15 protein-coding genes are annotated in these 20049 nt (G+C 64.8%); 7 read left to right on the forward strand and 8 right to left on the reverse strand.

All coding sequences use genetic code 11. The annotated features are described in order from the left end of the window. Positions 1-797 precede the first annotated feature (797 nt). The 3 genes from QX126_RS22385 (at position 798) to QX126_RS22395 (ending at position 5404) form a co-directional block, all read left to right on the forward strand. Complete coding sequence (locus tag QX126_RS22385) at positions 798-1982, forward strand: hypothetical protein (protein WP_315783697.1); 1185 nt, start codon at positions 798-800, stop codon at positions 1980-1982. A 38-nt stretch (positions 1983-2020) separates the two neighbouring features. Continuing rightward, the gene (locus QX126_RS22390; RefSeq protein ID WP_315783699.1) at positions 2021-4510 is read left to right on the forward strand and encodes a hypothetical protein; all 2490 of its coding nucleotides are present in this window, start codon (positions 2021-2023) and stop codon (positions 4508-4510) included. An 87-nt stretch (positions 4511-4597) separates the two neighbouring features. Further along, complete coding sequence (locus QX126_RS22395; protein WP_315783701.1) at positions 4598-5404, forward strand: DsbA family protein; 807 nt, start codon at positions 4598-4600, stop codon at positions 5402-5404. Positions 5405-5864: 460 nt separating this feature from the next. Here the strand turns inward: QX126_RS22395 and QX126_RS22400 are convergent, their stop codons facing one another. The 6 genes from QX126_RS22400 to QX126_RS22425 all read right to left on the reverse strand — a co-directional run bounded on the left by QX126_RS22400 (position 5865) and on the right by QX126_RS22425 (position 14450). Further along, positions 5865-7502: an ABC transporter ATP-binding protein gene (locus QX126_RS22400; RefSeq protein ID WP_315735685.1), complete on the reverse strand. Its 1638-nt coding sequence runs from the start codon at positions 7500-7502 to the stop codon at positions 5865-5867. Positions 7503-7507: 5 nt separating this feature from the next. Then, a complete protein-coding gene (locus tag QX126_RS22405; RefSeq protein WP_315783703.1) occupies positions 7508-8686 on the reverse strand; it encodes an ABC transporter permease in 1179 nt (392 codons plus the stop codon). Continuing rightward, positions 8686-9798 carry a microcin C ABC transporter permease YejB gene (locus QX126_RS22410; protein ID WP_315734646.1) on the reverse strand — a complete coding sequence of 371 codons (1113 nt, stop codon included), beginning with the start codon at positions 9796-9798 and terminating at the stop codon, positions 8686-8688. Before QX126_RS22410 ends, QX126_RS22405 begins: the two co-directional genes overlap by 1 nt. Before the next feature lie 3 nt (positions 9799-9801). Then, positions 9802-11679, reverse strand: a complete 1878-nt coding sequence (locus QX126_RS22415) for an extracellular solute-binding protein (RefSeq protein ID WP_315783705.1) — start codon at positions 11677-11679, stop codon at positions 9802-9804. Beyond that, complete coding sequence (locus QX126_RS22420; RefSeq protein WP_315772615.1) at positions 11676-13577, reverse strand: extracellular solute-binding protein; 1902 nt, start codon at positions 13575-13577, stop codon at positions 11676-11678. The genes QX126_RS22415 and QX126_RS22420 overlap by 4 nt, the downstream gene beginning before the upstream one ends. Before the next feature lie 324 nt (positions 13578-13901). Further along, positions 13902-14450: a c-type cytochrome gene (locus QX126_RS22425; protein WP_315734650.1), complete on the reverse strand. Its 549-nt coding sequence runs from the start codon at positions 14448-14450 to the stop codon at positions 13902-13904. 255 nt (positions 14451-14705) lie between these two features. Between QX126_RS22425 and QX126_RS22430 the strand changes: the two genes are divergently transcribed. Then, positions 14706-15446, forward strand: coding sequence for a 3-deoxy-manno-octulosonate cytidylyltransferase (locus tag QX126_RS22430; RefSeq protein ID WP_315783707.1), 741 nt, complete (start codon positions 14706-14708; stop codon positions 15444-15446). 18 nt (positions 15447-15464) lie between these two features. Then, positions 15465-16325: a prephenate dehydratase gene (locus QX126_RS22435; RefSeq protein WP_315734654.1), complete on the forward strand. Its 861-nt coding sequence runs from the start codon at positions 15465-15467 to the stop codon at positions 16323-16325. On the opposite strand, the gene QX126_RS22440 is transcribed toward QX126_RS22435, so the two are convergent. Continuing rightward, positions 16306-17229 carry a LysR family transcriptional regulator gene (locus QX126_RS22440; RefSeq protein WP_315783709.1) on the reverse strand — a complete coding sequence of 308 codons (924 nt, stop codon included), beginning with the start codon at positions 17227-17229 and terminating at the stop codon, positions 16306-16308. The genes QX126_RS22435 and QX126_RS22440 overlap by 20 nt on opposite strands. Before the next feature lie 101 nt (positions 17230-17330). On the opposite strand from QX126_RS22440, the gene QX126_RS22445 reads away from it, so the two are divergent. Both QX126_RS22445 and QX126_RS22450 read left to right on the forward strand, forming a co-directional pair. Beyond that, positions 17331-18200: an NmrA/HSCARG family protein gene (locus QX126_RS22445; protein WP_315783711.1), complete on the forward strand. Its 870-nt coding sequence runs from the start codon at positions 17331-17333 to the stop codon at positions 18198-18200. An 85-nt stretch (positions 18201-18285) separates the two neighbouring features. Beyond that, positions 18286-18954 (forward strand): SDR family oxidoreductase, encoded by a 669-nt coding sequence (locus QX126_RS22450; protein WP_315772621.1) that lies wholly within the window; start codon positions 18286-18288, stop codon positions 18952-18954. A 23-nt stretch (positions 18955-18977) separates the two neighbouring features. On the opposite strand, the gene QX126_RS22455 is transcribed toward QX126_RS22450, so the two are convergent. Beyond that, entirely contained in the window at positions 18978-19997 is a 1020-nt protein-coding gene (locus QX126_RS22455) for an LLM class flavin-dependent oxidoreductase (protein ID WP_315734662.1), read from the reverse strand. Positions 19998-20049: the final 52 nt, after the last annotated feature.

A 20049-nucleotide genomic window follows, 5' to 3' on the forward strand; every position in this document is an offset into this window, starting at 1 on the left:
TTTGCGACTTACTTCGTGATCTCCCCAGGGACCGGCTTTCTTGCCCCTGTCGGCCGCAGGCCTCATCGGCTCCCGCGACCTTGACGCCAGCATCGGGGCGCCAGGACCACACGACTTCGCCGTCCGCATGACGCCGTTCGTCGGTGCGCGAATGCACACTGCAACATCATCGCGGCCATCGCATCCCGCACCCGACGTCCGTGACGACGCGTACGTCCCTCTCGTGGGGCAGGACGGGGCGGAGTATGCACGATTTCCGAAAAAAGGAAATATGAAAATTTTTCGCGAGAGGACTGGACAGGCGTTCGCGGACCGCGCCCGTCGGCCAAATCACCCGCAATCGCGTGGGTTCTCGCCGCAGCCCAAGAGATCTGAGATTCTGACTGCCGGCGCTTTTGGTAATTCGCCCGATCTCGAGAGTATAGCGACAGATTCGTGCCCGGCAGACGATTGCCGCTTCTGTGAAGGGTTTCGGATGCCGGCCGCATGATTGACGGCGCGGCATATTCGGGCGGCCGGCGTCCGAAAGCCTCCAAGGGAGGAAACCGCGCATGGGTGGGCAGGACTGGTGCGGAGGCGCATTCCACCTTGGCCGGTCGATGAGCGGCGGGCACGACGAACAGCTTTGCAGAATGGCGGTTGTGCGGTCATGAGGTGTCGATCCTGATGGCGCTGGTTGGCGCAGTCGGTTGATGGCGCGGCTGCCGTCGCCTCTGTTGATCTAGCGCAAGGCTGGAATTGAGAAGAACGGCCACATTGAAAAGAACGGCCACGTTGATGCGACAGAGGGGCGGATCATGGGGCGCGCAGGACGCTGGCGGGTTCAAGGAGCGGCCATCGTCGCCGCGATGATTCTGCTGGCGTCGCCGGCGCGGGCGGGCTGCAGTCCAGAAGACATCGCGGATGCCTTTATCGGGACGCTGTCCGCCGCATATGTGTGCAAGTCGGTCTATGAGAATGACGCAAGCCGCTACGCAGCGATTGCACTGACCGCAGCACTCAGCGGCGTCGCCTTGTCAGGGTCGGACACGGGGAAAGGGCAAGCCCTGGTCAATCAATTCTGCGCAGAGGCGCAGGGCAACGCCGACCAAGTCGTCAGCAAGCTGAACACGATCTTTGGCAACGCGATCGCAGAAAATGTTCTCGGCGATCTTTCCAAGGAGCTCGCAGCCGTTGGCGCGGCCGCAGACGTCGTGAAATGCGCCTGCAAGAGCGAGCAGAGCACCGTTGGATTGGGTTCCGAAGTCGGCTCATGTCTTCAGGAGGCGCTGTGCTGGGGGCAGGAAAAGCTTGGCATGCAGTCCTGCGGCGATTGCGAGGTCCTTCCGCCTGTTCAAGCCACATGCGCCGCGATCAACGCGACGTGCGAAAAAGTACCTTACATGGAGTGGTGGAGGTACCCGGAATGTCAAGGCATCGGCGGTCCCGGCTCGATCTTCAGCCCTTCCAGCAAAGGCGTCTATCAGGATCAATACGATCGATATGGCGTGGGCATGGTGGAAACCGGCGACGGGACGCTGGTGGTCACGGATCCCGGCGCCTATGCCTGCCACACAGGGAGCAGTTACTGCACCTGTCCGAAACCGATGGTGCCGCACTGGCAACAGGTCCCCAACCCCGGATCCGGCGATAGCAAGTACGTGTTCTCGTGCGATTGCCCGAAGGACACCCATCCCGGCGCGTTGAAGTCGGACGGGCTCTCCGAGTGCCTGTGCGACGACACCAACCAGGTGGCGGTCTTCGGCTTTGCGCCCTACGGCATGTGTCCGCCCGCGGCCTGCCCGGCCGGACAGACAAGACTCGGCGGCGACAAGAACAGTCCCTGTGTCACGCCCTGCTCCGACAAGAGCCAGGGAATGGCCTTTGACGGGAGCTGCTGCAATCCCGCGCAGATGACCAATTGTGGAGAATGTTGCCCGCCGGACACCGTGCCCAACGTCAAGACCGGCTCCTGCGAGCCGCGGCCCAAGCAGCCGAAATGAGGCGGACCGACATGATTGAGCTTGGCCGACAGACGTCCTTGACAGCCGCCGTCCGTGCGATGCGGCGCCTCGCCTGGCTGCTGATCCTGCCTCTTGCACTCGGGGGGCCCGCGTCGGCGCAAACGCCGCCCGGCGTTTACACCCCCGGCGATGCTGCAGTCACCGGATTCTCCGGGGCTATTCGCCCGTTCGAGATCGAGCCCGGTCAGGATCCCGACGTTCGGACCATCATCGATCCTGGAGGGCCGTCGCTGCGCATCGTCGATCTAAGACGCATGGGCGGTCCGCCCCAGGCGCAATTGGTCGGTGCGCCGAAGCCGTTCACCGTCAGCGCGAAGTCGATCGGGCAGGTGTTTGGCGTCGCTCTGGACGACAGTTCCCCCGCCAACATTTACGTCGCGGCGACATCCGCCTATGGTCTCTCGATCGTCGCGCCGGGACCTGAAGGTCGACCGCAACATGTCAGGCTCGGGACTAGCGGCGCGACCTTCATGCCGGCACAATGGGGTCCGGGCGGCGGTCCGGGATCGATCTGGAAGATCAATGGCGCCACCGGCGCGGTGACGCTGTTCGCGAATGTCACCACGGGCGACAAGGCCAATTCGGGCGCGGCGCTCGGGGGATTGGCCTATGATCCGGCGACCAAGTCTCTGTTCGTCGCCGACCGTGAGACCGGGCTGATCCATCGCTTCGGCCCGAACGGCGTCGACCTCGGTGTCTATGATCACGGCGTCGCCGGCAACGCAGCCGCGGGACTTCCGACGACGCCGGCGCCGGCCGGGCCAGGCGTCGATATTACGAATCCTCAATTCGACAGCGCGCAGCCCGAGACCTGGGGCTACGCGGCACCGGATCGGCGAGTGTTCGGCCTCGCCATTCGCGACCGCCGGCTCTACTACGCGGTCGCCGAGGGCTTGCGGGTGTGGTCGGTCGGGCTCAACGCGAACGGCTCGTTCGGTGCGGACGCCAGAATCGAAGTCGTCGCGCCGTCCGCCGCCGGTCCCACCGAGATCTCCAGGATTACTTTCGACGATGAGGGACGGATGTTTTTGGCCGAGCGGCCGGCGCCGACCGGGGCGCAGGATTTCGAGGCCTTGTCCGCGCCGTCGATCGGCCGCGTGCTGCGCTATACGCTGATCGGTGTCACTGAGATCAAGCAGCCGATCTGGCAGCCCTTGCCGGACGAATATGCGGTGGGATTCCCCGAACGTTTCCGCAATGGCAATGGCGGCGTCGCGATCGGCTACAGCTACGACATGGGCGGTACCATGAATCCGGCCTCCTGCGGCGGCTTCGTCTGGACCACCGGCGAACAATTGCGCCACGCCACCGATCCCAAGCTCGTGGCTCAACTCGGCCAGAACGACGCGCTTGCGATCGACGGACTGCAGGGGAATCCGATCTGGCGCATCCGCCGCGGCGATGAGCCACCGCTGCTCAGTTACTTCATCGACTATGCCGACGCGCCGCCCGATCTATCAGCTCGCGGGCACATGGGAGATATCGCCATCTTGCGCGCGTGTACAAGGGAAGCCGCACAGATACGGCTTGCGCCGCGTCCAGCCGGCGCGCCGCCTCCCGCCGGCATGCCGAAGCCGCCGGGTCTGCAGACCTGCAAGACCCATGTCTGCGGTTCGGACGGATCGGTTTGTCCGCCCAATCAGATCTGGATCATCAAGACCAAGAGCTGCGCGTCGAGCTGCGCCCCGCCCAATGTTCTGGTCAATGGCCAATGCTGCTCGCCCAAAGACCTGCAGCCGCGGGGCATCTGTTCGAACAACAATCCGTCGACTGATATCGCCAAGCCGATGTGCGGCGTCAACCAGACGGCGATCGGCCCGAACAATGAATGCTGCGAGAACAGCCAGATCTATTCCGGCCCGATTGGCCAACAACTTTGCTGCGGGACGACCGTGGTGAACGGCGTGTGCGATCCGTTGAAGCCGAAAATTCCGGACTGGAAATGCCCCAGCTGCTGTGCGCCCGGCTATGTGAAGATCGCCGGCAAGTGCTGTCTCAAGAGCCAGGCGACGTCGAAGGGACAGTGCTGCCCGGCCGGCCAGATTGCGAGCCCCGACGGCACGCTATGCATACCGCTGCACTGGCTGCCGAGACTTTCACAGTGTTGCGCCTCGGGCTTCTTGCCGACTGCGAATGGCAAATGCTGCGCGCCCGCGAATCTGACGACGAGCGGCGAGTGCTGCGCGGCCCCGGTCGACCCAAAGGATCGAAGCCAGTGCTCCAAGAAGATCGAGAAGAAGTCCACCACGGTCGTCCCCGTGATTCCGAAGCTGCCGACGACGTGCCAGCCTGGTGAGCGGCGCAATGCCAACGGCGTGTGCGTGGCACGCAAACCGGGGGTGACGCGGGACCGGCGGGCGCCGGATGTCGGTCGCCCGATCGTCTGCCCCCCCGGCTGGATTCCGGGGCCGCTTGGCGCGCGCTGCCGGCCGGCCGGCCGATTTGCGCCGCGCATGCCGGGGTTCAGACCGGTCCCCCCGCCCGGCATGATGATGCCGCGACGATGAAGGAAGCAGCGATGCACGAGGACACGAATTCGCAAATCATTACTGCACGCCAACTGCGGAAGTCGGCAGCCATATGGAGGATGACCGATGACCAATTTGATCCGTAGCGTTGCCACGGCGGCTGCCGTCTTCACGCTGTCTTTGCTTTGCGTGCAGCCCGGCCGAGCGGAGAGTTCGCGCAGCGACATCGAGGCGATCGTCAAGGACTATATAGCGGCCCATCCCGAAGAAATCGAGCAGGTCGTGAAGGACTACCTCGCCAAGCACCCCGAGGCCGTGCAACAGGCCATCTCCGACCTGATCAAGAAGCGGCAAGCCGCGACGCCGGCGGCAGCGCCCGGTTCCGACAAGACTGCACTGGTCAAGCAAAATGCGCCGGCCTTGTTCGCGTCAGCGCACCAGGTCACGCTCGGCAACCCGCTGGGTGATGTCACCCTGGTCGAGTTCTTCGATTACAGCTGCGGCTACTGCAAGCGTGCGCTCGGCGATATACTCGAATTGTTGAAGAGCGACCCCAAGCTCAAGATCGTGCTCAAGGAATTTCCGATCCTCGGCCCCGGTTCGCTGGAGGCGGCGCGCGTCGCGGTAGCGGTACGCATGCAAGACCCGACGGGCGCGAAATACCTCGACTTTCATCAGCGGCTTCTCCAAAGCAGCGGACCCGCCGACAAGGCGCGCGCGTTGGCCATCGCGCAGACGATCGGTCTCGACGTTGCTCAGCTTGAAAAGGACATGGACAGCGTGGAGGTGCGCCAAAGCCTCGATGAGAGCGGCGATCTTGCGCAGAAATTGGGATTGAACGGGACGCCGAGCTATGTCATCGGCGGCAATGTCATTGTTGGCGCGGTCGGACTTGCCACGCTGAAGGCCAGAATTCAGCAGGCTCGCCAGTAGTACGCTCCGATAGCGAAGATATGCATCGACGCCCGAGGTCTCGATTTGTGCAGCGCGCGAGTCCGCTGCTGTGAAGGGTTTCGGATGCCGGCAGCATGATTGACGGCGCGGCATATTCGGGCGGCCGGCGTCCGAAAGCCTCCAAAGGAGGAAACCGCGCATGGTGGGCAGGACTGATGCGGCAGGAGCCTCGGATAGAGCCGGTGCACGGTCTCTCCGCTCTTGAGCGGGACGTGCCAGTAGGGGCTGAGGTTGCCTGCCGGCGACGGACCCATATCGACCCAGGCGCGATTCCAATCGAGATCAGCCCATTGTTCTTCGGTGACGCGATAGCCGTCACGCAGCCAATCCTTATGCGTGGTTCCAGAAATCCATTCTGGACGTCCTGGAGCATCAGTCACGGCACGCTCTCCGGATTCGCGCCATCAGTCGCAGCAGAGTGGCTGCCGACAAGCGACATCTAGCTCGTCGCCGTCCCATTCCCCGCCGTCTCGTTCCTGAAAGCCGCTGCGAACAGCGCGAGGGTGTAGTCGGTCTTCGGCGCCTTGAACAGCTCGACCGCCGGCCCCTCCTCCACGACCTTGCCGTTGCGCATCACGATCAGATGGGAGGCGAGGGCGGCGACCACGCGCAGATCGTGCGAGATGAACATGTAGGTCAGCTCGCGCTTGCGCTGCAGATCGCGCAGGAGATCGACCATCTGCGACTGGAACAGCATGTCGAGCGCCGAGGTCGGCTCGTCCAGCACGACGAAGCTCGGCTCGAGCACGACCGCGCGGGCCACCGAGATGCGCTGGCGCTGGCCGCCGGAGAATTCGTGCGGATAGCGGAAGCGCGTCTCCGGATCGAGCCCGACCTCCTTGAGCGCCTTGACGACCTTGGCCTCGCGCTCCTCATCCGTCAGTTTCGGCTGATGCACGCTCAGTCCCTCGGCGATGATGTCGCCGACCGACATGCGCGGGCTCAAGGCGCCGAACGGATCCTGAAACACGATCTGCATGTCGCGGCGGAACGGGCGGACCTCCTTGAAGGACAGCCCCTGCAGCTCCTTGCCGAGGAAGACGATGAGGCCGTCGGAGGAAATCAGCCGCAGCAGCGCCAGCCCGAGCGTGGTCTTGCCCGAGCCGGATTCCCCGACGACGCCGAGCGTCTCGCCCTTGCGCACGGCAAGGCTGACGCCGTCCACGGCCTTGATGTGACCGACGGTCGAGCGAAAGAAGCCGCGCTTGATCGGAAACCAGACCTTGAGATCCTTGGCCTGCATGACCACCGGCGAATCGGGTCGCGGCGGCGCCGGGTCCGGCTTCGGCTCGGCGGCGAGCAGCGCCTTGGTGTAGGGATGAGCCGGCGCGGTGAACACCTGCTCGACCGGGCCCTGCTCGACGATCTTGCCGCCGTTCATGACGCAGACCCGATCGGCGATGCGGCGGACGATGCCGAGATCGTGGGTGATGAACAGAAGGCTCATGCCGAGGCGTGCCCGGATATCGGCGAGCAGCGCCAGGATCTGCGCCTGCACGGTGACGTCGAGCGCGGTGGTCGGCTCGTCGGCGATCAGCAGAGCCGGCTCGTTGGCGAGCGCCATCGCGATCATCACGCGCTGGCGCTGGCCGCCGGAGAGCTGATGCGGATAGCTGCCGAGCCGCGTCTCCGGCTCGGGAATGCCGACCTGGGTCAAGAGCTCGAGCGTGCGCGTCCGCGCCGCACTGTTCGAGATCGGCCGATGCAGTTGCAGGATCTCGCCGATCTGCCGCTCGATCGTGTGCAGCGGATTGAGCGAGGTCATCGGCTCCTGGAAGATGATGGAGATGTCGCTGCCGCGGATCTCGCGCATCTCGCGTTCGGACAACGGCAGGAGATCGCGGCCCTTGAAATGGATGCTGCCCGACGGATGCGAGGCGACCGGATAGGGCAGCAGCTTCAGCACCGACAGCGCGCTGACCGACTTGCCCGAGCCGGACTCGCCGACCAGGGCGACGCACTCGCCGCGCTTGATCTCGAACGAGACATGGTCGACGGCGGTCGACAGGCGGCCCTGCTGATGAAAGGCCACCGAGAGATCGCTGACCGAGAGCAGCGGCTGGCTGATCGCATCCATGTCGGTCACCTGAACGTCTTGCGCGGATCGAACGCGTCGCGCACGGCCTCGCCGATGAAGATCAGCAGCGACAGCATGATCGCGACGGAGAAGAAGCCGGTGAGACCGAGCCACGGCGCCTGCACGTTGGACTTGGCCTGCGACAGCATCTCGCCCAGCGACGGCGATCCCGGCGGCAGGCCGAAGCCGAGGAAGTCGAGCGCGGTCAAGGTCATCACCGAGCTCGACACGATGAAGGGCAGGAACGTCATGGTTGCGACCATCGCGTTCGGCAGGAGATGGCGGACCATGATGACGGCATTGGAGACGCCGAGCGCGCGCGCCGCCTGGATGTACTCGAAATTGCGGCCGCGCAGGAATTCAGCCCGCACCAGGCCGACCAGCGAGACCCATGAGAACAGCAGCATGATCCCGAGCAGCGTGAAGAAGCCGGGCACCAGCACCGCGGACAGGATCAGGAGCAGATAGAGATAGGGAATGGCGTTCCAGATCTCGATGAAGCGCTGGAACAGAAGATCGACCCAGCCGCCGAAATAGCCCTGCACGCCGCCGGCGGCGATGCCGATGATCGAGGAGAAGAACGTCAGCGACAGGCCGAACAACACCGAGATGCGGAAGCCGTAGATCAGCCGTGCGACGACGTCGCGGCCCTGGTCGTCGGTGCCGAGCCAGTTGTATTCGAGATCCCGGCAGCTCTTCAGCCCCTTTTTCTCGACCACGGGTTTGCACTGTGCCTCCGTCAGCATCCAGGTCGGCGGCGATGGCGCCGGCGTCGGCAGATCGAGATTGTGCGTGGCGTAGGAGTAGCGGACCAGCGGCCAGATCGTCGTGCCGCCCTTGTCGGCGATCAGCTTCTGCAAATACGGATCACGATAGTCCGCGGCGGTCTCGAAGTCGCCGCCGAATGCCGTTTCCGGATAGGTGACGAACGCCGGGAAGTAAAGGTGGCCGTCGAACTTGATCAGGAACGGCCGGTCGTTGGCGATCAGCTCGGCGAACAGCGAGACGATGAACAGAAACAGAAACAGCCACAGCGACCAGTAGCCGCGACGGTTGGCCTTGAAGTTCTGCCAGCGGCGCTGATTCAGCGGCGACGGCCGGAAACGATGCCGCGTCGGCGGTACAGCCTCGCCGAGCGGAGCCTGCGTCGTGGTCTCGACCGGAGGGGGGGCCGTGATCGTCATCAGACCTCCCGCGCCTCGAAGTCGATCCGCGGATCGATCCACATGTAGGTCAGATCCGAGACCAGGTTGATGGCGAGGCCGAGCAGCGAAAAGATGAAGAGATTGCCGAACACGACGGGATAATCACGATTGAGAATGCTCTCGAACGAGAGCAGGCCGAGCCCATCCAGCGAGAAGATCGTCTCGATCAGCAGCGAGCCGGAAAAGAACGCGTGGATGAAGGTGCCGGGAAAGCCGGCGATCACGATCAGCATGGCGTTACGGAAGACGTGGCCGTACAGCACCTGGTTCTCGCTGCAGCCCTTGGCGCGCGCAGTCATGACATATTGCTTGCGGATCTCGTCGAGGAAGGAGTTCTTGGTCAGCAGCGTCATCGTCGCGAAGGCGCCGAGCGCCATCGACACCAGCGGCAAAGTGAGATGCCAGAAATAGTCGATGATCTTCCAGTACCACGGGAAGTCCGACCAGCCATCCGAGGTCAGCCCGCGCAGCGGGAAGATGTTGAGGAACGAGCCGCCGGCGAACAGGATGATCAGAAGGATCGCGAACAGAAAGCCCGGAATGGCATAGCCGACGATGATCACGGCGGAGGTCCAGACGTCGAAGCGCGAGCCGTCCTGGACCGCCTTGCGAATCCCCAGGGGAATCGAGATCAGATAGGTCAGCAAGGTCATCCAGAGGCCGAGCGACATCGACACCGGCAGCTTCTCCTTGATGAGCTGCAGCACGCTGGTGTCGCGGAAATAGCTCTTGCCGAAATCGAAGCGCGCGAAGTTCCAGACCATCAGCGCGAACCGCTCCGGCGCCGGCTTGTCGAAGCCGAACTGCTTTTCGAGCTGCTTGATGAAGGCGGGATCGAGCCCCTGCGCGCCGCGATATTTCGAGTTCAGCTCGCCGCCGGATCCGACCTGTCCCGGCGGACGCGCGCCGAAATCCGAACCGCTGCCGCCTGAAATCCGCGAGGTGCCGCCGGTGTCGGCGCCGGTCAATTGCGCGATGACGCGCTCCACCGGACCGCCCGGCGCGAACTGCACCACGACGAAGGAGATGAAGAGGATCCCGAGCAGGGTCGGGAGCATCAGCAAGATGCGACGGGCAATATAGGCGGCCATGAACTACTTCGCCTGCTCCAGCTTTGCGGCCTTGGCGGCATCGTACCACCAGATGTCGGGAGCGCCGACGCCCGAGGCGTATTTCGGCGGCTTCGGCGGGTGATTGAACTGATCCCAATAGGCGATCGGGTGGGTCTGGCGATACCATTGCGGTATCCAGTAGTGGCCGGCGCGGAACACGCGATCGAGCGCCCGGCAGGCCAAGGTCAGCTCGCTGCGGCTCTCCGCGGCGATCGCCTTGGCGACCAGCGCGTCGATCGCGGGATTGCTGATCCCTGCGAGATTGTAGGAGCCCTTGGTTTTGGCCGTGTCCGAGGTGAAATAAGCCCTGAGGCCGTCGCCGGGGGTCGGCGACATCGACATGCGTTGAATGGCGATGTCGAAGTCGAAGTCCTCGACCCGCGCGCGATATTGCACGGCGTCGACGATGCGCAACTCGGCGTCGATGCCGAGCGTCTGCAGGTTCTTGATCAGGGTGCCGTGGTGCGGCTTGAACGAGACCTCGTCGATCAGGAACTCGATCGCGAACACCTCCCCGGACGGCAGCAGCCGCTTGCCGTCCTTGACCGGCAGGCCGGCCTGCTGCAAGAGCTGCATGGCCTTGCGCAGCAGCGCGCGATCCTGGCCGGAGCCGTCCGAGACCGGCGGCACGAACGGCTCGCCGAACACATCGTCAGGCACCTGGCCGCGGAACGGCTCGAGCAGCTTCAGCTCCTCGGGCGAGGGCGGTCCGACCGCGACCATGTCGGAATTCTGGAACGGCGACACGGTGCGCGCATAGGCGCCGTACATGATGGTCTTGTTGGTCCATTCGAAATCGAACGCGTAGGTCAGCGCCTGGCGGACGCGCGGATCCCGAAACTTGTCGCGGCGGGTGTTGATGAACCAGCCCTGCCCACCCGACGGCGTCTCGTCCGGCAGCAGTTCGCGCTTGACGCGGCCGTCCTTGATCGCCGGGAAGTCGTAGCGCGTCGCCCAGATGCGCGCGGTGAACTCCTCGCGGAACAGATAGCTCTTGGCCGTGAAGCCCTCGAAGGCGACGTCGCGGTCGCGATAGAACTCGTAGCGCACGATGTCGAAATTATACATGCCGCGGCTGACCGGCAGGTCGGCCGCCCACCAGTCCTTGACGCGCTCGAACTCGACATAGCGGTTGATCTCGTATTTGCCGACCTTGTACGGCCCCGAGCCGAGCGGCACATCCAGCGGCCCCTCGTCGAACGCGCGATTGGCGTACCAGGCCTTCGAGAAGATCGGCAGGGTCACGACATAGAGCGGCACATCGCGCGCGCGCTTCTCGACGAAGCTCACCACGACCGTCGCATCGTCGAGCGCCTCGGCCTTCACGAAGTCGCGCAACTGCACGACGATCAGCGGATGGCCCTTCTCCTTCAAGGTATTCAGCGAGAAGGCGACGTCGTGGGCCGTGATCTTGGACCCGTCGTGAAAGCGCGCCTCGGGACGCAGCGTGAAGCGATAGGTCAGCTTGTCCGGCGAGATCGCGACCGACTTCGCGACCAGGCCATAGACCGCATCCGGCTCGTCGCTGGCGCGCACCATCAGCGACGCGAACGTCATGTCCATGCCCTGCGCGCCCTCACCTTTCAGGACGTAGGCATTGAACGAGTTGAAGGTCTGATAGGACTGGTTGTAGGCGCGCACCGACGGGATCAGCGAGAACAGCCCGCCCTTCGGCGCATCCGGATTGACGTAATCGAAATGGTGGAAATCGGCCGGGTATTTCAGGTCTCCGAACGCCGACGTGCCGTGCGAGTCTGCGCCGAACTCCGCAGCCATGGCCGGCTTCAGGAGGGGGACGCTGAGCGCGCCGAACCCAAGCCCGAGCACGCCGCGGCGCGACAGGTGATGGAGCGTGCTCAAGAGCGCTTCACCTTGGCAGCCTTGTCGGCGTCGTACCACCAGATGTCGGGAAAACTCGCCATCCCATATTTCGGCAGCTTTTCGGGGCGAGAGAAACGGTCCCATCGCGCTGTCCGCTGCTTCGGATAATTCCATTGCGGCACGACATAATGGTTCCACAGCAGCACGCGATCCAGCGCGCGCGTGGCCGCGACCAGTTCATCACGGCTCTTGGCAAAGATGACCCGATCGATCAACTTGTCGATCGCTGGGTTCTGGATTCCTGCTAAGTTCTGCGATCCGACCATCGAGGCAGCTTTCGATCCCCAGAACTCGCGTTGTTCGTTGCCGGGCGAAAGCGACTCTGGCCAGGAATGCACGACCATGTCAAAATCCCAATTGCGAATACGGTTCTCGAACTGAACCGAATCCACCTTGCGGACAATCACGGTAAAGCCAACCCGCTCGAGTGATGGCTTGTAGAACAACGCCACCCGCTCGAAGGCCGGATCATCGGCGTCGGCGAGCAGCTCGATGGTGGCTGGCGCGCCGCTGGTCGCGTTGACGAGCTTGCGATCACGAACTTCGTAGCCTGCTTCCTTCATCAGCCTCTGCGCTTCAAGCAGGTTGCGACGCACCGCTTCGGTGCTGCCGCCGACAGGATTGGTGTACTCCGCCGTGAACAATTCGGCCGGAACTTCCGCGCGGACGCTCTCAAGGATCTCGAGCTCCATGTCCTGGGGCAGCCCGGACGACGCCAGCTCGGTGCCATCGAAATAGCTAGAGATACGCTTGTACTGACCATAGAAGAGCTGCTTGTTCATCTCCTCATAGTCGAATGCGAAATTCAGCGCGCGCCTCACCCGGGCGTCCTTGAACAGATCACGTCGGCTGTTCGGCACGAATGCCTGCATCACGCCGGAGCTGCGATTGGGAAACTCCTCGATCACGACGCGCTGGTCCTTGCGCGCAGGGAAATCATACGCGGTTGCCCAGTTCTTCGCCGAGTTCTCGGTGCGCCAATCGGACTGATCGCCCTTGAAGGCTTCGAGCGCGACCAGGCTATCGCGCACATAGTCGAAGCGCAGCTCATCGAAATTGTAGCGGCCGACATTGACATTGAGGTTGCGAGCCCAGCAGTCGTTCACTCGCTGCAGAACGATCGTGCGCCCGGCGACGAACTCCTTGATCCGGTAGGGTCCTGAGCCGAGCGGGACCTCCAGCGTGGTCGCGGCGATGTCGCGCTTGCGTCCCTGCGCGTCGGTGCCCTCCCACCAATGCTTCGGAAGCACCATCAGCTGGCCAACGATCTGAGGCAGTTCGCGATTGCCCGGCCCATCGAAGGTGAACTTGATGTCGCGCTCGCCGACCACCTCGGCGCGCACGACATGCTGATAATAAGCGCTGTAGCGCGGATGGTTCTTCTTGAACGCATCGAGCGAGAAGATCACATCGGCCGGCGTGACCGGAACGCCATCGTGCCATCTGGCTTCGGGCCTCAGGCGATAGATGACCCAGGAATAATCAGACGGATGCTTCACGCTTTCAGCCAGCAGTCCATACTCGGTCGACGCCTCGTCGAGAGAACCCGTCGTGAGCGTCTCGTAGACATAAGAAATCCCGACCCCCAGCGCTCCCTTAACGCCGGCAACGACGGGATTGAAGTTGTCGAACGTACCGGCCGGGCTGAAACGGACCTGTCCTCCCCTGGGCGCATCGGGGTTGACGTAGTCGTAACGTTTGAAGTCCACCGGATATTTGACATCCCCAAACAGTGATAGCGCATGACGCCAAGCTGGATCTTCACCGCCCTGCGCCCGGGCGGCGTCGAGAGGGGCGAGGCTGGCCGCCGTGCCGAGCGCCGGGGTCATCGCAGCGAGCACGCTGCTCTGCAGGAGCTGTCGTCGGGTAATCGTCAAATGAGACTTCCTCTGAATAAGACCGCTTGAAGCAGGTGGTAGCCGTGGCCGCTGCTGCTCCCAGATCCAACGTCTGATCGTAACCCAATTCGCAAGGGCAGGTTTCGCCGGCCTCAGCGAGGTGCTCCGGCCCGCGAACCCGTTCCATTCAGGGGACCAATATACGGCAAGGTTTCGACCAATAACCTTGCTTTTTCCTCATGATACCGGGTTGTGAACGAGGTGGATGCGACCAAAGGTCCCAAATGCGGCGAAATTCGCCCCGCAAAGCAAAACGGCCGGGCTTGGGGCCCGGCCGTCGAAAACTGGTGGGTCAGCAGCCGATCACTTGGCTGCGGTGGGCAGCGGCGCCGGGCTGTCGGCCAGCGAGTTCAGATAGGCCAGCACGTCGGCCCGCTCCGAGTCCTTCTGGATGCCGGCGAAGCCCATCGCGGTGCCCGGGATGTAGCCCTTCGGATTGGCGATGAACTTGTTGAGGTCGTCGATCGTCCAGGTGCCGCCCTTGGCCTTCATCGCCGCCGAGAAGTTGAAGCCGCGGCCTTCGCCAATCTTGTCGCCGACGATGCCGTAGAGGTTGGGACCGACGCCGTTCTTCTCGCCCTTCGCGAAGGTGTGGCAGGCCGCGCACTTCTTGGCGGCGGCAGCGCCCTTCTCGACCGAGGCGGTCTGCAGCAGCTTCTCGATCGGCTCGGCCGCGGCCGGCGCCGCGCCACCCTTGGCGGCGCCCTCGGCCTCCTTCACGGCGATCTCAAAACCCGGCTTCTCCGGCATTTTCGGCGCGAAGATCGCGCCAGCGGAGAAGCTCGTGACCAGCACGACCAGACAGGCAGCCAGCACGGCGCCGATGATTTTGTTCAGTTCGAAGGAGTCCATCTTGGAATCAGGCTCCGAGGGCGGATTTCATTGTTCTGTCGGAGGCCGCGAGGCCGCGACCGCGAATCGCCCCAGGAGTCGAGATAAGGACTCGTCAAGGCATCGAGCGGAATCGAGCCGTCGCGCCTCCCCCTGCGGCAGAAGTGAGATATCGGTTTGCCCGTGCTCTGGCAACCCGTATAAGCGGGCCGCTTCTGCTGTCCCCATCCAGTCCGGCTCGCGCTGTTGCGACCGGCTCCGACCTGCCGTTCCCGGATGACCAAATCCCGAATTCTCGTGCTGATTCCCGCCCGCATGGCGTCGACCCGCCTGCCGGGCAAGCCGCTGCTCGACATCGCCGGCCAGCCGATGATCGTGCAGGTGCTCCGGCGCGCGCAGGAGGCCGCGATCGGCCGGGTGGCCGTGGCAACCGACACGCCCGAAATCGCCGCGGCCGTCGCCGCGGCGGGCGGCGAGGTGGTGATGACCAGGCCGGATCATCCCTCCGGGTCAGACCGCATCTACGAGGCCATGTGCAAGCTCGACCCGGCCCGCGAGGCGGAGATCGTGGTCAATCTGCAGGGCGACTTCCCGACCATCGACCCGCAGAACATCAGCGACGTGCTGCCCCCGCTCGAGGATCCCGCCGTCGACATCGCGACCCTTGCCGCGCAGATCCACACCGAGGAGGAGAGCCTCAATCCGAACGTCGTCAAGGCGGTCGGGTCGCCTCTCGGCGGGCGGCGCATGCGCGCGCTGTACTTCACCCGGGCCACGGCGCCGCATGGCGACGGACCGCGCTACCATCATATCGGCCTCTACGCCTACCGCCGGGCGGCGCTGGAGCGCTTCGTCAGCCTGCCGCCGTCGCCGCTGGAGCAGCAGGAGAAGCTGGAACAGCTGCGGGCGCTGGAAGCCGGCATGCGCATCGACGTGATGGTCGTCGACGCCGTGCCCCGCGGCGTCGACACCCCGGCCGATCTCGAAACCGCACGCCGGCTGCTGTCCAAGACCTAAGCTGCTACAAGGCCCCACATGAGCAAGATCTTGAAAATCGCATTCCAGGGCGAGCCGGGAGCCAATTCCCACATCGCCATCTCCGAGGCCTATCCGACCGCCGAGGCCATGCCCTGCGCGACCTTCGAGGACGCGCTGAGCGCGATCTCCTCCGGCGAGGCCGATCTCGGCATGATTCCGATCGAGAACTCGGTCGCCGGCCGCGTCGCCGACATCCACCATCTGCTGCCGGCCTCCGGCCTCTACATCATCGGCGAGTGGTTCCTGCCGGTCCGCCACCAGTTGATGGCGCTGAAGGGCACCAAGCTCGCCGACATCAAGACCGTCGAAAGCCACGTTCACGCGCTCGGCCAGTGCCGCCGCATCATCCGCCAGCTCGGCGTCCGGCCGATCGTGGCCGGCGACACCGCGGGCAGCGCGCGGGACGTCTCCCAGCGCGGCGACAGGAGCGTCGCGGCGATCGCCTCGCGGCTGGCAGCCGAGATCTACGGCCTCGACATCCTCGCCGAGGACATCGAGGACGAAGCCCACAACACCACCCGCTTCGTCGTGCTGGCGCGCCAGGAGCAGTGGGCGGAGCAGAATTCCGGGCCGCTGGTCACGAGCTTCGTGTTCCGCGTGCGCAACCTGCCGGCTGCGCTCTACAAGGCGCTCGGCGGCTTCGCCACCAACGGCGTCAACATGACCAAGCTCGAAAGCTACATGGTCGACGGCAACTTCTTCGCCACGCAATTCTATGCCGATGTCGACGGCCACCCGAACGACAAGGGCCTCGCTTTCGCGCTGGAGGAGCTGAAGTTCTTCTCCCGCGAGCTGCGCATCGTCGGCGTCTATCCGGCGCACCCGTTCCGCGCGACATTCAGCGAGCGGATGGAGTGATCGGACCGTCATCTCGCAGCTCCAGATAGGCCGCCAGCTCGGCCGGCGTTCCCATCGGGAACGCCTGCTTCAGATGGTCGAGAAAGGCGGAGACGCGCGCGCTCAACAACCGCCGCGACGGATACAGCGCCCACAGCGCAACCGCTGGCGCGTCGAGATCCGCCCACTGCACGAGCCGGCCTGCAGCGAGGTCGTGGCTGGCGAGCGAGAGCGGCAGGCATGCGGCGCCGACCCCGGCACGGACCGCATCGCGCACCATGATCAGCGATGACAGCCGCAGGATCGGATCGATCGCGATGCGCGATCGTCCCGTTGCAGTCGTGACGTCCCACGCTGCGATCTGCTCGGTGCTGCGAACGACAGCAGGAACGCGCGCGCCGTCCGCCGGCCTCGTCAGGGCTGGGCTCGCCACGACCACCATCTGGTCGCGCAGGAAGATGCGCCCGACCAGGCTGTCATCGGGATCGGGATTGACCCGGATCACCAGATCATAGCCCTCCTCGACCATGTCGACGGCCCGGTCGTCGGTCGTCACGTCGAGCCGGACCTCAGGATATCGAAGCGCGAACGACGCGGCGAGCTTGCCCATCGCGGTTTGCGAGAACAGCAGCGGCGCGCTGATCCGCAGGCGGCCGCGCGGCGTGTCGCCGCCCGAGGAGATCGCAGCCACGGTCTCGTCGAGCTCGGTGAGCAGAGCGCCCGCCCGCTCGAACAGCGCCCGTCCCTCCTCGGTCAGCTTCAGCGCGCGCCCGCCGCGCTCGATCAGCCTGATGTCGAGGTTCGCCTCCAGCTCGGCGACCCGGCGCGACAGCGTCGCCTTGGGGCGACCGCTGGCGCGGGCGGCGCGGCCAAAGCCGCCGTGACGGGCGACCAGTGTGAAATCGGCGAGCGCCAGCAGATCCATCTGTTCCACCAATGAGACGACATGTCCATTTATAGCGTCTATTGGCTCGCATATGGATCGCTATTTTCGGGGTGTCTCAACAACCAACCCGGAGTGATCCCGTGACCATCCTCGTCACCGGCGCCACTGGAACCGTCGGCCGTCACGTCGTCGACCAGCTCGTCAAGCGCGGCGCCGACGTCCGTGCCCTCGTCCGCGATCCTGCCAAGGCGAGGTTTCCGGCGGGCGTCGCGGTCGCGCAGGGCGACCTGCTCGACATCGATTCGCTGCGCTCTGCCTTTTCGGGCGTCTCGACCTTGTTCCTGCTGAACGCCGTCGCGCCCGATGAATTCACCCAGGCACTGATCGCACTCAACGTCGCCCGCGAGGCCGGCATCGCGCGGATCGTCTATCTCTCGGTGATCCACAGCGACGTCTACGTCAACGTGCCGCACTTCGCCGGCAAGTTCGCCGTCGAGCGGATGATCGAGCAGATGGGCCTGAACGCCACCATCCTCCGCCCGGCCTACTTCATGTCCAACGATCTCACGATCAAGGATGTCGTGCTCGGCTACGGCATCTACCCGATGCCGATCGGAGCCAAGGGCCTTGCCATGATCGACGTCAGCGACATCGGCGAGATCGCAGCGATCGAGCTGATCCGCCGCGAGCAGTCAGCCGTGCCGCTGCCGCTGACACGGATCAACCTGGTCGGCCCGGACACGCTGACCGGCGCTGATGCCGCGGCGATCTGGTCTGATGTGCTGGGCCGCACGATCGCCTATGGCGGCGACAACACCACGCAGTTCGAGACCAACCTCCGGCAGGTCATGCCGAGCTGGATGGCGTTCGACATGCGGCTGATGGCCGAGCGCTTCCTCACCGACGGCATGGTGCCTGAGGCCGGCGACGTCGCGCACCTGACGGCGCTGCTGGGTCGTCCCCTGCGCTCCTATCGCGACTTCGTCGCTGACATCGCGACCGCCGCCTGACGGCAACAAGCCCTGATCATCCACCAAAGCCAAACTGTGGGGCGCCTCCGCGGACGCGTCCCATGCCAAGTCTCAGGAGGTCATCATGACTCATTCCACACGCGATAGCGCCAATGGCGCGAAGCCGAACATCCTGGTTCTCGGCGCGACCGGCGGCACCGGCCGGCTGATCGTGCGCGAGGCGCTGGCGCGCGGCGACAATGTCACCGCGCTGGTGCGCTCGCCGGGGAAGGCCGGCGATCTGCAAGGCGCGCATCTGATCGTCGGTGACGCCCGTGACGAAGCGACGTTGCGGAAGGCGCTGAAGGGTCAGGACGCCGTCATCAGTGCCTTGGGCACGCCGGCCGGTCCATTCCGGGAGGTGACGCTGCTCTCGACCGTGACGCGCTCGCTGCTCGACGCAATGCGGGCTGAGCGCGTCTCGCGGCTGGTTGCCATCACGGGAATTGGCGCCGGCGACAGCGCCGGGCACGGCGGCTTTCTGTTCGACCGGCTGATCTTTCCGCTGCTGCTGCGCAAGGTCTACGCCGATAAGAATCGGCAGGAGGCGATCATCGGCAATAGCGGGCTCGACTGGGTGGTCGTTCGTCCCTCGGTGCTGAACGACAAGCCGGGCGGACACACAGTGCGCGCGCTGACGGATCTCACCGACTTTCATGGCGGCACGATCGCGCGGGCCGACGTCGCGCGCTTCGTCCTGGATCAGGTGAGCGACGACAGCTTCCTGCATCGCTCGCCCCTGATCACGTGGTGAGACCAGCGACGCGCGGTCGATGCTCACGCCGCCGCCTTCCGCTCCAGGCCGAAGGCGTCGGCGAGCAGGCTGTAGGAGCGCTTGCGGGCGTCGTGGTCGAAGGTCGCGGTGATCACCATCAGCTCGTCGGCCTGGCTTGCCGCGATCATCGGATCGAGCTTGGCTCGCACCGTCGCCGGGCTACCCACGAACAGCCGCGACCGGTTGCGTGCGATCGAGGCGCGGTCCGCGTCTGTATACATGGTGGCCGCCGCCTCCTCGGGGCTCGGCAGCGGCAGGAACTGGCCGCGGTCGCGCCGCAGGCGGTTGAGGTCCATCGACGACGCCAGCCGCTCAGCCTCGGCGTCGGTCTCGGCCGTGACCACCGCGACCGCCAGGATCGCATGCGGCTGCGAGCGCCAGCGCGACGGCGTAAAATGCGCGCGGTAGGTTCGCATCGCGTCGACGGCATCGTGGCTGGCGAAATGATGCGCGAAGCCAAACCCCATGCCGAGTTGCGCCGACAGCTCGCTGGAATAGTCGCTGGAGCCGAGCAGCCAGATTGGCGGCAGCGGCGCATCGTCGGGCATGGCGATGACGTTGTTGTAGGGATGACCGGCAGGGAACTCGCGGGTCTCCCACAGCATCAGCTCATGCAGCCGCTCCAGGAAGTCGTCGCCCTCGCGGCGGTCGAGCCGGCTGCGCAGCGCATAGGCCGTGGTGCCGTCGGTGCCGGGCGCGCGTCCCAGACCGAGATCGATCCGGCCGGGAAACAGCGCCTCCAGCATCTTGAAGCGCTCGGCGACCACCAGCGGCGCGTGGTTGGGCAGCATCACGCCGCCGGAGCCGACGCGGATGTGCTGCGTCACCGCCGCGATCTGCCCGATCATGATGTCGGGCGACGGGCTCGCCACCGACGGCAGGCTGTGATGCTCGGCCAGCCAATAGCGGACGTAGCCGAGCTGATCGACATGGCGGGCCAGATCGATGCTGTTGCGCAACGCCACCGACGGCCTGGTGGCCGTGGTGGTGACGGAGAGGTCGAGGACGGAAAGCGGGATCATTGGCCCAACCTAATGCCTGCGCGTCGCGCCACAATGGGCCGACCGCGACCGT

Origin of the sequence: Bradyrhizobium sp. SZCCHNPS1003 (assembly GCF_032381555.1) — a bacterium.
Taxonomy (GTDB): Bacteria; Pseudomonadota; Alphaproteobacteria; order Rhizobiales; family Xanthobacteraceae; genus Bradyrhizobium.

Coding starts and splice junctions, on each gene's coding strand:
- QX126_RS22430 (WP_315783707.1), top strand. CDS start 14,706: ATGACCAAATCCCGAATTCTCGTGCTGATTCCCGCCCGCATGGCGTCG.
- QX126_RS22395 (WP_315783701.1), top strand. CDS start 4,598: ATGACCAATTTGATCCGTAGCGTTGCCACGGCGGCTGCCGTCTTCACG.
- QX126_RS22385 (WP_315783697.1), top strand. CDS start 798: ATGGGGCGCGCAGGACGCTGGCGGGTTCAAGGAGCGGCCATCGTCGCC.
- QX126_RS22425 (WP_315734650.1), bottom strand. CDS start 14,450: ATGGACTCCTTCGAACTGAACAAAATCATCGGCGCCGTGCTGGCTGCC.
- QX126_RS22400 (WP_315735685.1), bottom strand. CDS start 7,502: ATGGATGCGATCAGCCAGCCGCTGCTCTCGGTCAGCGATCTCTCGGTG.
- QX126_RS22405 (WP_315783703.1), bottom strand. CDS start 8,686: ATGACGATCACGGCCCCCCCTCCGGTCGAGACCACGACGCAGGCTCCG.
- QX126_RS22440 (WP_315783709.1), bottom strand. CDS start 17,229: ATGGATCTGCTGGCGCTCGCCGATTTCACACTGGTCGCCCGTCACGGC.
- QX126_RS22455 (WP_315734662.1), bottom strand. CDS start 19,997: ATGATCCCGCTTTCCGTCCTCGACCTCTCCGTCACCACCACGGCCACC.
- QX126_RS22410 (WP_315734646.1), bottom strand. CDS start 9,798: ATGGCCGCCTATATTGCCCGTCGCATCTTGCTGATGCTCCCGACCCTG.
- QX126_RS22450 (WP_315772621.1), top strand. CDS start 18,286: ATGACTCATTCCACACGCGATAGCGCCAATGGCGCGAAGCCGAACATC.
- QX126_RS22435 (WP_315734654.1), top strand. CDS start 15,465: ATGAGCAAGATCTTGAAAATCGCATTCCAGGGCGAGCCGGGAGCCAAT.